9 protein-coding genes are annotated in these 13,546 nt (G+C 56.3%); 4 read left to right on the top strand and 5 right to left on the bottom strand.

All coding sequences use genetic code 11. The features are described 5' to 3' along the window. Positions 1–338: 338 nt before the first annotated feature. The 3 genes from DTW90_RS29875 to DTW90_RS29865 all read right to left on the bottom strand — a co-directional run bounded on the left by DTW90_RS29875 (position 339) and on the right by DTW90_RS29865 (position 3,690). Entirely contained in the window at positions 339–749 is a 411-nt protein-coding gene (locus tag DTW90_RS29875) for a hypothetical protein (RefSeq protein ID WP_149343112.1), read from the bottom strand. A 171-nt stretch (positions 750–920) separates the two neighbouring features. Next, on the bottom strand, positions 921–1,721 hold the full coding sequence (locus DTW90_RS29870) for an alpha/beta hydrolase (protein ID WP_149343110.1): 801 nt from the start codon (positions 1,719–1,721) through the stop codon (positions 921–923). Between the two features lie 940 nt (positions 1,722–2,661). Then, positions 2,662–3,690: a 2-dehydropantoate 2-reductase gene (locus DTW90_RS29865; protein ID WP_132528208.1), complete on the bottom strand. Its 1,029-nt coding sequence runs from the start codon at positions 3,688–3,690 to the stop codon at positions 2,662–2,664. A 137-nt stretch (positions 3,691–3,827) separates the two neighbouring features. Between DTW90_RS29865 and DTW90_RS29860 the strand changes: the two genes are divergently transcribed. From DTW90_RS29860 to DTW90_RS29850, 3 genes are all read left to right on the top strand, one after another. Next, the gene (locus tag DTW90_RS29860) at positions 3,828–5,243 is read left to right on the top strand and encodes a cytochrome c peroxidase (RefSeq protein ID WP_246665108.1); all 1,416 of its coding nucleotides are present in this window, start codon (positions 3,828–3,830) and stop codon (positions 5,241–5,243) included. Between the two features lie 140 nt (positions 5,244–5,383). Beyond that, positions 5,384–7,951, top strand: coding sequence for a two-component system VirA-like sensor kinase (locus DTW90_RS29855; RefSeq protein WP_149343108.1), 2,568 nt, complete (start codon positions 5,384–5,386; stop codon positions 7,949–7,951). A 246-nt stretch (positions 7,952–8,197) separates the two neighbouring features. Next, positions 8,198–9,511, top strand: coding sequence for an MFS transporter (locus DTW90_RS29850; protein WP_246665107.1), 1,314 nt, complete (start codon positions 8,198–8,200; stop codon positions 9,509–9,511). A 625-nt stretch (positions 9,512–10,136) separates the two neighbouring features. On the opposite strand, the gene DTW90_RS29845 is transcribed toward DTW90_RS29850, so the two are convergent. Both DTW90_RS29845 and DTW90_RS29840 read right to left on the bottom strand, forming a co-directional pair. Further along, positions 10,137–10,862 (bottom strand): response regulator, encoded by a 726-nt coding sequence (locus DTW90_RS29845; protein WP_149343105.1) that lies wholly within the window; start codon positions 10,860–10,862, stop codon positions 10,137–10,139. Positions 10,863–11,153: 291 nt separating this feature from the next. After that, complete coding sequence (locus DTW90_RS29840; protein ID WP_149343104.1) at positions 11,154–12,503, bottom strand: glycosyltransferase; 1,350 nt, start codon at positions 12,501–12,503, stop codon at positions 11,154–11,156. 298 nt (positions 12,504–12,801) lie between these two features. On the opposite strand from DTW90_RS29840, the gene DTW90_RS29835 reads away from it, so the two are divergent. Further along, positions 12,802–13,455 (top strand): DUF1127 domain-containing protein, encoded by a 654-nt coding sequence (locus DTW90_RS29835; RefSeq protein ID WP_149343102.1) that lies wholly within the window; start codon positions 12,802–12,804, stop codon positions 13,453–13,455. Positions 13,456–13,546 lie beyond the last annotated feature (91 nt).

Here is a 13,546-nt window from a genome sequence, read left to right as displayed (position 1 = left end):
ATCTTCAATTGTCAAATAACAGACCAGTAAAACCAGTCAAAATCTTCCCCGACGAGACAACCGCCTTACAGCAACCATCCCTCAACCAAACCGTCGTTTCTATCGAAACTCCAGAGCGAGGCAGTTCGTCGCCAGCAGCGCCGCCGCCCTCGTCAGTGATCGGGCTTATAAAGAGATCGTCGTAAACTCGTCAATGGGGAAAAACGAAATGCCGATAAATTTCGTATAAAGTACTGAATATGCAGGGAAATGTGTCCTGTGGATTTTTGCAGAGGCAGGTCTCGTAGTTCGATCACATAGAAAGCGCCAATGGTCCGCTTCCTGAAATCCTTGTGGCCTCACCTTTTAGGCAATCGCGAGTTTGTTTGAGTGGCGGCATTGACTTCAAGAGTGGGGACGATGCGGTCGCGCGGATTGAAGCCAAGCGGCGAAAGTCGAGCAGGTAGTCCCCGACGACAAGGTAAGCCTCCGGTGATCGGTAAGCCGCGCATGACGTTTCTCGATCTCGAGAACTTTTGCAAGGTCTGTCTGGCGGTCTTCATAGCCAGCCGCGAGCTTGCGCGCGGACATAGGATTCTGACGGCGAATATAATTGGCCGCTTCTTTCGAAGGTCGAACCGTGATCTTGCCACCTTTCCAGCAATGATGTGCTCCATGTCAGCAAAAATATCGCCCATGTCTTCGTTGCCTCCGGTCTCGATCCAGGCGGGGGGCTGGATGGACACAAGAACGTCAGCGCCTTCGTTCATCAGGCAGCTCCGTAGCGCGCGAACAACGATGTAGCTGCGGGATTTGTCCGTGGCTTCGGCAATGGTCGCGATTTCCGCGAGGACATCGGAAGGTACGCGCGGGGTGTGGAGGGCCGGTCACGCCAGTCCGTTTTGCATCCTGCCCATGGATACCGTTTCCGGTCCTGGAATTCAGCGATGGGGATCGCGCCTTGACTGTAGCGCCAGAAACCGCTCAATCATGGCGTTGACCTGGTCGGGGACCTCCAACTGGCAGAAATGACCGGATCCAACGACTTGACCGTAAGCGAGACCAGGCACCAGTTGCCGCAGGCGCTCGACATCCGACCTCGGTTGCGGCTCGCTTGCCGCGATGTAGAGGGCAGCACAAGCCAGCCTCATCCCTTCGGATGCGGGGTCGTGGTCGCGCAAGCCTTCAAATGCGGAGATCATGACATGTTGCGGCACTGATGTCATATCCTCCAGGATATGGGCAAGTCGTCCCCTGTCGTCCGTTGGGATCACAAGCGCGTTCGACACATAGGAAGTAAGGGCCTCACGATAGCCGGAGCCTTCGAGTTCGCGGAGGAACGGTTCCATCGCAGCGCGAGACGCGGCAGGCCTCGTAACGGCACTGTCGATCATGACAACCCCGGCCGCCAGGTCAGGCCGTCGGCGGCCCACCTCATAGGCGACATTGCCCCCCATGCTATGGCCGATGAAGTACGCCTTTGCCATCCCCAATTCATCGCAGAGCCAGCCGACATCGTCTGCAAAAACCTCCATGGAGTAGCTCTGCCGCGGTTGCGCGCTTTGCCCATGCCCACGCAGATCCACAGCCATCACACGATAATCGAGCGATTGAAATCGGCTGATCTGGGGGCCGAAATAGCTATGGTCACAACACCACCCGTGGATAAATACCAGATTGGGGTCGCCTACTTCGGTGGACCGGAAGGAGAGTTTTATTCCGTTGCGTTGAAGTGAATGCATAGACTTTGCTCCTAATCATTCACCGCTCGGACTTGAGGCGACCGACGTACTATCCGCTCAGCAAGCTCTCCCCTCGGACCTTCAACGAGCGATGCCATTTGCTCACAATCGACTGGCGCCATTGGCAGCAACAGTTCTAGAGGGGAGATCATTCGGCGTCTCCTAGCTAGTTCGGAGATATCGAGCGAATATACGGCGTCTTTGCGGGGCAAGAATATTGAACGAGGTGCCGATGAAATCGTCGCGCGGTCGGCTCAGCGATATATCGATCGGCTCGGCGTTGGCGTCTGACGTGCAACCAGGTTCATGGCCTTTCGACCTTTCAAGATGCTCTTCCCCGTTTCAAGAACCGGCGAATACCTTGTTAGCCGATGGCGATTTCGCCAAGGTTGCCGGCCACCCACGGACAAGCCGCCCAGCCGTTGTCGCCGCGCAATCATGAATAGTCTCGCGATCCCGCCCCCATTCCAAAGTCGACCAACAGATCGGGGAGAGCGTTCTCGTAATCAGGTTTGGGGCTAACTTGGGAGCCTGTCCGTGGCAGACTGGAAGACTGGGCTAGCACACAATTGGTAAGAGGATGGTTGATATCAGCAAGCGGCCACTGGATCAGATCCATAGTGTATGAGATTTGCCCGTCGGAACCCAAAGCCGGCATCGAGCCGGCTTTGAGAGATCGCCCGCACCAGAGGGGATGACACGGGCGATCATTGGAGCCTCGCTTGGGAGGAGAAAACAGGCTCCATCAAATATTTACTTGGCCGCGATGTTTCCGACTTTGGCGCGGTGGATGTGATTGCGAGAACTGTATTTCGAAGAGAACCTTCTACTGGGCAGGCGACATCTCCTTGAAGAGATTTCCGGGCTGAGAATAGTCGTCGTCGCCTATCAATGATGATGTGACAAGGTGAGTGGCTCAAGGCGCGATCCGACTGCGCCTCTAGGCTGCTGCCAGCTCATGCTCTCGAGCTGCTTTGCTTCGATAGCCCGCGAGGGTGGCGATATCCTGCGTCAGGGGCATGGATATTCCCTGAAGTTCGGCCAGTTCGATGACGGCGCCGCATATCGCTGCCAGCTCGAGAGGTTGCCCGCGCTCGAAATCCTGGAGCATGGATGTTTTGAAATCGCCCTTGCTGGCGCCCATCGCCAAGAGCGCATCCGGATCGAGCTCCATCCGGGCGCCGTATGAGGCCGCTATCAACAGCCCTTCTTCAAGCAGTTTCCGCGTGATACGCGACAGTGACGGGTGGGCGCATATATCGCGCAACGTTGCGCCAGAAAGCACCGAAAGTGGGTTGCAGATCAAATTGGCAATGACCTTTGACCAAAGGGGATCGCGGATCCGATCGCTTACGCGGGTAGCAATTCCGGAAAAATTCAGAACTGCAGCGGCTTGTTCGACCCTTGCGGTGATACGATGATCGATCTCGCCGATCACCATATTGAGTGGATTGAGACTGCGAGCGAGCCCCGGCTCCAACCGCTCAGCCGTAATGGTCGTGACGGCGCCAATAACCTGGGACGAAGGCAATAGCTGTTTGAGGCGGCCGTCGGGATCCACGGATCGCACGGTCCGGCCGGCATGTCTTCCGCCCTCGTTCTCGAAATACCACCACGGAATTCCGTTGATCACAGGAACAATCAGCGTTTCCGGACCGATCAGGCGCGCGATTTCAGAGGCAAGTTCCGGCAGATCATGCGCCTTGGAGCAGAGAAACAGGATGTCGGCCGGCGCTAGCTCCATTGGTTTCCCAGCTGCCACCTTGGCCGCATGAGCGCCCTCGGCATCGATCAAGCGGACCCCGCTATTCTTGATCGCCGCAAGGCTCGGTCCGCGTGCAACCACGCTGACCGGATAAGCGCCAAGCGCCAGGCGCGTCGCCAATGTCAGGCCGATAGCACCGGCGCCAGCGATGCAGATCCGAGGCTTCGGAGCGGCGCTATCGTCATTAGAAATTTCAAACGGCATATTTATCTCCACGCATCTTCAGATCGATGTCCCGCATCGAGGCATGTGGGGGCCAGAGATTCGGGCGGGCGGCCATCAAAAAGCTTTCGCCGCACAAGCAGCTGTAACGCCGTGCCAACGACGTCGTTGAGATCTCTATGGAGCTGCTGTTAATCGTCGATTTCATTCGAAGATCGCTTTCTTGCATTTGTAATTTGGGCAGCGACCTGAAGACGTCCAAACCGCTCGAAATCAGATCACACCAACGAAGCCTAGCCACCGGGAACCCAGGCCTATCGAGACGCGTCAAAAGCCAGCATGACACCATTGTTACAGCTGTAACCGTTGACCCGGTTTTGGAAACGGAGCTGCAATGCGGCTGCCATAGTCACGGCCTTGTGAAGTCATGTGTTGGCTCGCCTCCCAAAGGTGCGTTGCCTGCAGGACTGGCCGGGTGGAGAAGGAGAAGCGGAGTTTCGGCTGCTTCCTTGAAGGGAAATCGTGATGGAGCACAGCAGGCGGGCCATCTACAGATGAGGGGTCTCAACATTGTCTTCAGATCTAATCTGCGACCACTCGGCGTGATCTTCGCCGCCAGTCTGGTCTGGATCCTTGCTGTCGCTGTTGCCGCCCAAGAGAGCGCGTCAAACAAAGGAGCCAATCAAGAGCCGATAACGCCGTTGGAAAATCCGCCTGCGCTTGATCCGTCGAAAGTCGCCCTCGGAGAGAGCCTCTTTAAAGATCCCATCCTGTCGGGAAAGAACAATCTTGCATGCTCATCGTGCCATGATCTCAACACCGGCGGCGCCATCCATGTGCAAAGAACTGTTGGACATGATGGTCAAATGCACCGGTTCAACACCCCGACGATTTTCAATGCGGCGAACAATTATCGTCTTGGATGGCTTGGACGTTTCACAACGCTTGAAGCGCAGAACGAGGCGGGATTGCTCGATCCGAACCTGATGGCAAGCAATTGGGACGATCTCATTTCGAAGCTCAACGCATCCAAGAACTACAATGCTCAATTCGAAAAAGTCTACGGTCACGAGGCCCGGCGCGTCGACGTCCTCGATGCTCTGGCCACCTTTCAGCGCTCGCTGGTGACGCCTAATTCCCGTTTCGATCGCTATCTGCGTGGAAATGCGGCCGCGCTTTCACCTGAAGAACTGAGGGGATACGAGCTTTTCAAGAGTTACGGATGCACGTCCTGCCATCAGGGTACAAATGTCGGCGGAAATCTTTTTGAAAAATTCGGAATATTTGATGCGCCGCCTTCCCCTGCGGGCACGACCGACGAAAGCGATCTCGGTCGGTGGACCGTCACTCATGCAGAACAGGACAAAGGCGTGTTCCGCGTTCCAAGTTTGAGAAACGTCGCCGTCACCGCCCCGTACTTCCATGATGGCCGTACAGCGAGCCTTCCTGAAGCTGTGGCCATCATGGCTCGTGTCCAGCTCGGGCATGCTGCATCCAATGATGACATTTCCGCCTTCGTTGCATTCCTGAAGACCCTGACGGGAGAGTACAAAGGGCGTCCATTGGATGCTTCCGCCCCATCGGCTGCTCAGTAGCAGGCGATGTTGCCTGCGCATCAGGGGGGTACAGGCTCCAGTATCGGAAACAATATGATGGGGGCGGCATAGCGAGAAGCTGCAATAGATCCTACATGCGCAAGAACTGAATTTGCTTCGAAACACTGTTGAAACTCAGAATGGATGCAGACAAAAAACACCGCTTCCGCAGGATTATCGACGGTCCCTGGGCCATAGTCGGCGTCATTCTGTGTGCGATATTTTTTGCTCTCCTGGCTGTTGGGCGCGGCCCCGACAGGAAGACCCTCGACGCCGTAATTCCTGCTCTCCACGCGATCGAACGGAGCGATTCTGCTCTCCAGCGTGACGTGCTCCAGGCGCGCGACGGATTATTGAACAACTACGATCCTCTGGTCGGGTCGGTCGTTCAGCTTCATGAGATGCTCAACCGGCTGAGATCTCTTTCGACAGATACCGATGACCAACAACGATTGGCCGTGCCTCTCGAACGATTGTCCTTGGCGATCCAGCAAAGCGAGACGCTGGTCGAACAGTTCAAAACGACAAACGCGATTCTGCGGAATTCGCAGAGTATTTTCGGCAAAATTCTGAGCGACCTCTACAAAAGCCGCGAAGCTGAAAGACAAAATTTTCCGGCTGCCTGGGATCAGCTTAGCCATTTGATGATGCAGTTTCAGACGTATCCTGACGTCGATTTATCGCAACACATCAGCACTATTTTGCAGCAGACATCGTCAACGAACGAGGCCATCGAGGCGAAGCTAGAGGCATTGGCCAAGCACGGCCATATGGTCCTTGCGACATTGCCGGTCGTCGACGATGTGGTTGTCGCTATCCAGAATTCCGAGGTTTCGGCTCGTGCGCAGGATCTGCAAAACCAATATCTCGCGGATTATAGCGAGAGCACCGTCCGCGCGACCTGGAGCCGGCTCTTCCTCGGAACGATCGCGATCGTGCTTTGCCTCTATATATTACTCCTCGTCAACCGCCTTCGCCTTCAAACCAATCGACTGGCCCGTCGTCTGGATTTCGAGAATACGAGAAACGAGATTAAGACGAATTTCGACAGTGTTTCCTCGTCCGACTGGGCCGACGCAATTCAGCGATCCCTGAGGGTTCTTGCGCGGTATTTTGATGCCAAGCGTTATGAAATGCTGTTTTTTAACATCGAGACGGGCGAGATCGAGGAGAAATACGAAAACATTCCTGGGGACGGCAGGTCAGACAGTCTCATACCCGAATTCCTCGCCGACCTGCGTCGCCATCTCGCCAATCCGAAACGCAACCGCTTTTTCTGCAGGAGCCTGCAGTCGCAAGGCGAGCTTGTCTTCACGCGGGATGCAATGAGCGCCGGTGCCATCGTCCAAGGCGAAATATCGGAACGCGATGCCGCGATGGTCATTTTTGAATATGCCGAATCCAGGCCGAAGGCGAGCGCCGACGAGGTCGAATTAATGCAGAGCGCTATTGATGCCTTGATTCAAAGCATCGATCGCGTTCGCAAGCGGCAGGAGAGAGACACACTCGAACAGCGCCTGAAGCATGCCGAAAGGCTTCAGGCCGTGGGTACGCTTGCGGCCGGCATTGCCCATGAGTTCAACAACATACTCGGATCGATGCTTGGTTATGGAGAAATGGCGCTACAGATACTGCGACGGCCATCGACCACGCGGCACTATGTGCAGGAGATTGTTGCGGCCGGCGAGCGAGCACGGTTGATCATCGACCAAATTCTGACCCTCAGCCGCAAGCGCGAGAGAACGAGCCAGCCTTTCGATGTCGTCGAAGCGGTATCCAGCATCTTGCCTATGCTGAAAGTCTCGCTGACGGATGCTTTTCAGATCACCTCACGCCTTGTCGACAAGCCCGCCGTCATCCTCGGCAATCCGATAGAAATCCAGCAGATCGTTATGAACCTCTGCAAGAACGCAGCGGAGGCGTCGGACGAGACCGGAAGGATCGAAATCGAGGTCGCGTCTTTGGAGTTGCGGTCGAGGCGGCTGCTCTCACATGGTGTGCTGTCCGCCGGCAGCTACATCCGCCTGGCCATTGCCGACAATGGCGCAGGCATTCCCGAGGCCGTTCTGTCGCATATTTTCGAACCGTTCTTTACGACAAAATCGCGTAGCGGCGGCACCGGTCTTGGTCTCGCAGCCGTGCACGGAAATGTTCAGGCGCTTGCCGGGCATATCAATGTTGAAAGCGAAGTTGGCAGGGGGACGCGCTTTGATCTCTATTTCCCTGCCAGCCTCCAGCCAGCGGTTCCTCTGCGCCAGTTTTTCAATGACGAATCCGTTCCGTTTGGAAACGGGGAAATCGTCATCCTGCTGGAGAAGGAGCATTCCCTTCTGATGATACATGAGGAGAAGGTCGCAGCGCTTGGATACGAACCAGTCGGCTTTTCCACGCTTGCCCAGCTTTTGGAGTGGCTCACTAAAAGTGATCAGCAGCCGGACCTTGCAATTATCGACGTTGCGTCTCTGGAGGAGTCAGTAAGGCTTGTGGACCTGGAACGCAGTCTTGCCGGCCTGTCGTTGCTGCTCGTGAAAGACCAGTATCGGACCGGCTCGATGAGCGAACACAATCTGAGACGCCTGGGCGCTTTGCGCAAACCCTTGAACTCCAGAAGCCTTGCTCATGCGATCCATCAGAAAATGGCGGCCGGCGACAACGCGCAACCGGATCAACTCCAAGCCACCGGGCGCTATGCGGGAAAGCTGGGGTAACAAGGCAGATGGTTTCTGACTGGAGATGTTTCTCGAAGAAGCAACAAATGCTTTGCGGATTTCGTTTGTAATCAAATTCCGCCGGCGTGAAGCGCTAGTGTAGTTTTTCCGCCCTATCAGAACGACCGTATTGTCGATGGCGTTCGGCAAACGTGATTTGTCGCAATCGTCATGAGGCGCGGAGGAACTGGTGCATATTTCATTGGGCAAGGGCCTTTTTTTTCTCCGCAGAACGAAGCTATAGAAATGAAGAAACTGACCATCCAGGATTTTCGTCTGCTCGGTCTGGCAGCTCTTGGCGGGGCCTTAGAATTTTATGATTTCATAATTTTCATTTTTTTTACGCCTGTCATCGGCAAGCTGTTTTTTCCGCCGGGTACGCCCGACTGGCTATCCATTATCCAGACGTTCGGCATCTTTGGAGCCGGCTATCTCGTTCGTCCTCTCGGGGGCATAGCGCTCGCGCATTTTGGCGATCTGTTTGGGCGTAAACGTATCTTCGCCTTTTCAATCCTGCTGATGACGCTTTCCACGATCGGCATGGCCTTGCTGCCGACTTATGGCTCGGTTGGAGTTGCAGCGCCAATCCTGCTTGTCCTCATGCGCCTCATTCAAGGTGCGGCCATTGGCAGTGAGGTGCCGGGAGCGTGGATTTTTGTTGCCGAACACGTCTCTTCCTACAGGGTCGGCTTCGGTTGCGGTTTCCTCTGTTCCGGCTTGACGCTTGGTATCCTGCTGGGTGCATCCGTTGCGGCTGCCATAAATGGCCTGTTCACAGCCGATGAAATGCTTGTCTATGCCTGGCGCATTCCATTCTTCCTCGGTGGCTTGTTCGGCTTGGTTGCGGTGCATCTACGCCGCTGGCTTCATGAAACGCCGGTCTTTTCTGAAATGGAAAGAAATCATCTGCTGGTCCTGGAATTGCCCTTGCGCGTCGTCCTGCGCGACTACACCCGGAGCATCATTGTCTCGCTGCTGCTGACCTGGTTCCTGTCTGCAGGCATCGTCGTCACGACGCTGATGACGTCAACGCTTCTGCAGCAGTTGTACGGCTATTCCGCTGAGCAGTCGCTGGCTGCTACGAGTTTTGGGACTGTCTTCGTTATCGTGGGCGCTATCGGGGCAGGCACTCTGATCGACAGAGTTGGTCCAAAACCAGTCTTTGTAGGAGGCAGTATTTTCTTCGGTCTTTCCACGTTCACCTTCTACAGCTTCGCGGGGGTATCGATGCCGGTTGCGCTCGGGCTCTATGCCGTGATGGGCCTGTCGGTGGGCCTGACCGGTGGAGTTCCCTACGTGATGGTGCGTGCGTTTCCCGCTCGCGTCCGCTTTACCGGCGTCTCCTTCTCCTACAATGTCGCCTATGCTGTCTTTGGTGGCCTGACGCCGATCACTGTGGCCTCGCTCTTGTCGTTCAGCCCGATGGCGCATGCCTATTATCTTCTCTTCATTGCAGCCCTTACTCTCGCTGTCGGCCTCTATCTCTTCAGGACGGGCGACAGGATGGAGTTTCCCGCAGGGATCGAAGAGAGGGACACTCTGACCCGCCAACAGCAGTGACTGCTCGCAGCTTTTATCGAAACCGTATCAGCGTTTCTCGTAGCCGGTCCTCGAGAACACGCCCGCGCGACGTCGTTTACATCGTGCGGGCAATTTCCGGCATGACCGCTATTCGGTAATCAAAATCGCGGCAGATCGAAGATGCCGGGCTCTTTCCAGCTGTCCCGAAAATCGGAGGCTGCCGTGGTGATATCGGTCAAGCCTATGTCTCTCTGTATATGAGGCGGCAGGTTCAACCCGCTCGCGAGTGGAGCCTTTCGCGCCCCACGCCACGAAGCAAAGACCGTTCGCGGTCGCGTAAGGATCGAAAAATACCGATGACCGATGGCCTGAACAAAATTGGCCCGTCGGCGACGAGTTTGCGGGACCGAAGGCAGCAGGTGAGTTGTTGGAAACTGACTAATAGGTGGCTCCTACGATGCGCCGAGGCTGGGTCCGAAGAATGTCGCAACCACGGCGCAATGCATTTCCGTTGGGATTCGGACGGAGCCAAGCTGATGCCTTAGAAATGCAAGGCGATATCAGGATCAGGGTAAGTCGTTTCAACTGTAAGGCAGCCACTACAGGTGAAAACGGCCGCGAAGCAGCGCCGCGGTTGAGTAGTTTTAAAGCGATGCCGTGAAATTTAAGATGCTGCCCGCCTATGCTGTTCGACGCTGACCTCGGCATCGAAATAGTAGCCGACACCGCGCTCAGTCTTGATCAGGCCAGGATTCGAAGCATCGGTTTCAAGCTTACGCCGCAACCGCAGGATCAATACGTCTATGCTTCGGTCATAGACTTCTTCTTCATGAACTCTGCTTGCGGCCAGCAATTGTTCGCGTGACAGCACCTGTTGCGGAGATTCAAGAAATGCCACGAGGAGATTGAATTCGCCGGCCGTCAGTTTCACCTCGTCGCCCGCATCGGAGAAGAGGCGCCTCTGCTTGAGGCTGAGAGTCCAGTTGCTGAACACATAGGATCTTCTATCCTTCTCGACGGCGCGCTTCGGCCTCTCGCGCAACACCGCCCTGACACGCGCAAGAAATTCGCGCATGGAGAACGGCTTGGTCACATAATCTGCGGCACCGAGCTCAAGGCCGACGACCTTGTCGGCCTCCTCGAGCCTGTCGCCGCTGATCACGATGATGCGGGCATCCGAAGTTCTCGCCAGCATATTGACGATCTCCAACCCATCCTCATGGCCAAGATTGAGATCGACCACCACCAAATCCACTGTGTCGCTGCTAAGGACCCGGGCCATTTGCTGGCTGTCACTCACCGCACTTACGGCAAAGGCATGTTGCGTAAGATAATCAACCAATAGATTTCGAATGGACGGATCGTCGTCGACTACTAAGACGTGTTTCACACTGTTCACCTGCTATGGCTGTCATAGAGAACGCATATTGATTGGGACCAAAAACACAACCTTTGCCCCGCGGTTTCTCTAAGACGCTCTACACGCTATCGCCGGATTTCAGAAATCCGGAAATCGGTTACAGATGTAATGTCGCGCCACGCCGGCACAAGGCGTCGATCTAAATGCGCCTTGTTGCCCTCTAAAGGGTAGCCCGGAGCAGAGGCGCTAGGGCGCTCCGACTCCGGGCTGCTGTTCACGTGATATGGCCTCTATTGAAGAGCCAGTTTGCAGACGAAAGGTCTAGTGACGGCGCGCAACCCGTGTCTGGGTTACGATGGCAAGCTTGTCCATTCTCAAGCCGACCGAGCCATTGGCGGTCTGGTTGACGATCCTCAGAATTTCACTGCGGGTGTCGATGGCAGCGAACTCCGCAGCCATCATGATGGCGTTCGACCGGTAGTTCGGCTGATCTAGTACAGCGCGAATGGTCGTTCGCAGTTGCTGCGGCGTCGGGTGGTTGCTCCTCAGATCGATGCCGACACCGGACCAGGCCACCCGCGCATTCACGTCGGCCTTGTCTTCAGTCAATCCGGCGGTAACCAGAGGAATTCCGAGGCTCAAGGCCTGGTTGACGCTGCCATAGCCGCCATTGGTTACCAGCACGTCGACCTTGGGAAGCAGCCATTCAAATGGCAGGTAGCTTGCGAGGCGCGCATTGGCAGGTATTGGACCCGGAATAGCTTCGACTGGGCGACCACCCGCCGTTGCAACCACAAGCACGTCGGGTTCTTTTGCGAGCGCCGCAAGGGTCGGAGCGAGCAGCAGATTGAAATCGTGGTTTGCCACCGTTCCCTGGGTCACCAGGACGACCTTGCGCGAGCCGTCCAGCTCACGCGCCCAGAGTGGAATAGGGGCCTGGTTCGGAATGAAAGGCAGGGCTCCGACGAAATTGACCGAGGGCGGAATCTCGCGAGGATATTCAAAGCCGGGAACGGATAGCTGCATATAGGAATCGGCAAGCTCCACGACTGAATCGAGGAAAGGTGCCGAGAGCGGGCCGACGCCGAGCTCCGCCAGGTGCAGATTCGCGCGGCGGGCTACGGGCAGATCGACAAGCTTTTCCTGCTCTTGCGCGATCGCCGCGTATTGTTCTCGCTGCGCTTTGGTTATTGCGGGCGGCAAGCCCATGAAATGCGGTGCCTTGTCGTCGCGGCGCCAGTGCAAGATCGATGTGCCGCAGAGAACGATCGGAGGCCTTTTCGACCGCGGCCCAAGCAGCATCGGCAGGACGCCGAAGAACATGTCGTCTCCGATAATGATATCGGCCGGGAAGTCCCGCAGGACCTGGTTCAGGCTCTTGGACTGGGCGGGGATCGTGTCGACGAAGATACGTTCCATGGCTATCCGCAGCCATTCGGGACCGGGCGGGATGAGCTTCAATTCAGGAGCATGCGAATGAATGTCGGCCGGATCAAGGTCGGCGTCAAAGGAAAGGGCACGGAATTCTGCTGAGATGCCTTCAATGCGTCCGCGAAAGGCGGAGCCGGACAAGACAAGGACCTGATGGCCTTCCGCCATCAGGATTCGGCCGATTGCAAGCAGTGGGTTCAGGTGACCCGTTGCGGGCGTCGAGGCAATGAGAATTTTCATGAGATTCAATCGCTCTGATTGTTGAAACACAGCCCTTGCCTCGACCGGAACAAGTCCGGCTCAGCGACCCGAGCACGGCGAGAGTGTGCGACTACTATTACGCCTCAGCTTCAGAGCAGGGCTGAATGGCTACGGTTGAAATCTGGAATGCCTGGATGGGAATTGCGCGAAGCCACTCCCCCAGCTTCAGGTCCGCTCTGCTACAGCCGTAACCGACTTTTCCAGGTTCGAAATGGTCCTGTAGCCCGATGCCAGCAGGCTCTCTCGGTCAACACCTGACAGTTAGTGGAGAGCGCAAATGCAATTGGAAAGAAAGCCGACACGCACCATCAACGACACAGAAAATCACCGTCTGCGTGGAGGGGAAGGACAGCCGGTGAATCTTGTCGAGATGTCCCCACTCACGTTCAAACCGGAACCGCCTAAGGTCGATAGCGATCGCAGAGGCTGGCTCGAGGCGGCCATGTCCGGGATGATATCCGGCATCATGGACAGTTTCGCGTTCTGCAGTGCTGGCATGTATCCGGAAGTCTATCATTCGCTCGTTGCCGAAGGACACATCCCCGGGCACGATCAGGGCCGACTGGCTGCCCCACAGATCAGCATACTTGAAAACGCGATCTTTCCATTTCCCGGAAGCCGCGACGGATTTCCCAATAGATCCACCGCGAAGGTAAGCTTCGGCAATTCGCAGCAGGAAGGAGGCGTCGCGGAGCGTCCGGCCGAGCTCGATGCACACGCGGGAACGGACCCGGCCAGCAGCACCGCGACCGGTCGGGGATCATCGATCCTGTCGATGCTTGCCTCGCCCTGGCGCGTATTGACCCATGCCTCCGAGATCCGGCGGATGCGCATGGCGCTAGAGGCACTCGACGATCGCACCCTGAAGGATATCGGGCTGTCGCGTTGCAGTGTCGATGCCGTTGTTAGACGCGGGCGGCTTCCGGACTAATGCTTCCGCTTCTCTGATACCGGGGGCGTCCGGAACCGGCCGCCGCAATGTCGACAAGAGGCGGCCAATTGGCCCCTCTATTGGCCCCCGA

Source organism: Neorhizobium sp. P12A (assembly GCF_008365395.1).
In the GTDB taxonomy this organism is placed as follows: Bacteria; Pseudomonadota; Alphaproteobacteria; order Rhizobiales; family Rhizobiaceae; genus Rhizobium.
Note: the sequence above shows the minus strand (reverse complement) of the source record. Positions and strands in the feature narration are given on the sequence as shown.

Coding starts and splice junctions, on each gene's coding strand:
- DTW90_RS29875 (WP_149343112.1), bottom strand. CDS start 749: ATGAACGAAGGCGCTGACGTTCTTGTGTCCATCCAGCCCCCCGCCTGG.
- DTW90_RS29870 (WP_149343110.1), bottom strand. CDS start 1,721: ATGCATTCACTTCAACGCAACGGAATAAAACTCTCCTTCCGGTCCACC.
- DTW90_RS29865 (WP_132528208.1), bottom strand. CDS start 3,690: ATGCCGTTTGAAATTTCTAATGACGATAGCGCCGCTCCGAAGCCTCGG.
- DTW90_RS29860 (WP_246665108.1), top strand. CDS start 3,828: ATGGAGCTGCTGTTAATCGTCGATTTCATTCGAAGATCGCTTTCTTGC.
- DTW90_RS29855 (WP_149343108.1), top strand. CDS start 5,384: ATGGATGCAGACAAAAAACACCGCTTCCGCAGGATTATCGACGGTCCC.
- DTW90_RS29850 (WP_246665107.1), top strand. CDS start 8,198: ATGAAGAAACTGACCATCCAGGATTTTCGTCTGCTCGGTCTGGCAGCT.
- DTW90_RS29840 (WP_149343104.1), bottom strand. CDS start 12,503: ATGAAAATTCTCATTGCCTCGACGCCCGCAACGGGTCACCTGAACCCA.
- DTW90_RS29835 (WP_149343102.1), top strand. CDS start 12,802: ATGCAATTGGAAAGAAAGCCGACACGCACCATCAACGACACAGAAAAT.